This window comes from Nitrosopumilus sp. b3 (assembly GCF_014078525.1).
Classification (GTDB): Archaea; Thermoproteota; Nitrososphaeria; order Nitrososphaerales; family Nitrosopumilaceae; genus Nitrosopumilus.
In genome coordinates, this window is record NZ_MU078700.1 from 1 (window position 1) to 448 (window position 448).

The following is a 448-nucleotide window of genomic DNA, read 5'->3' on the forward strand; positions in this document are numbered from 1 at the left end:
GTCAGTGTCATCATCAAACCAATCACCATTACTGTTTAGGTCTTCGTTAAATGTTGGTATACTATCTCCATCATCATCTGTATCTAAGTAATTTGGTGTTCCATCTCCGTCTGTATCATCATCATTAGGATTACCGTTATTGTTTAGGTCTTCAAGTGAGTTTGGTACACCGTCACCGTCAGAATCATCATCAGATGTTGCATCCAAGTAGTCTGGAATACCGTCACCGTCAGAATCATCGTCTGTCAGATCACCGTTATTATTAGCATCCTCATCTATTGTGGGAATTCCGTCACCGTCATCATCATTGTCTAAAAAGTTTGCAATGGTATCAGTGTCAGTGTCATCGTCTGTTGGATCACCATTAAGGTTAACATCCTCGTTAATTGTGAGTACAGAGTCACCGTCATCATCATTGTCTAGATAGTTAAGAATAGAATCACTGTCG

1 pseudogene is annotated in these 448 nt (G+C 40.0%); it reads right to left on the bottom strand.

Annotation, left to right across the window (positions count from 1 at the left end):
• Positions 1–448: pseudogene (locus C6990_RS10875) on the bottom strand (hypothetical protein); the annotation flags it as partial.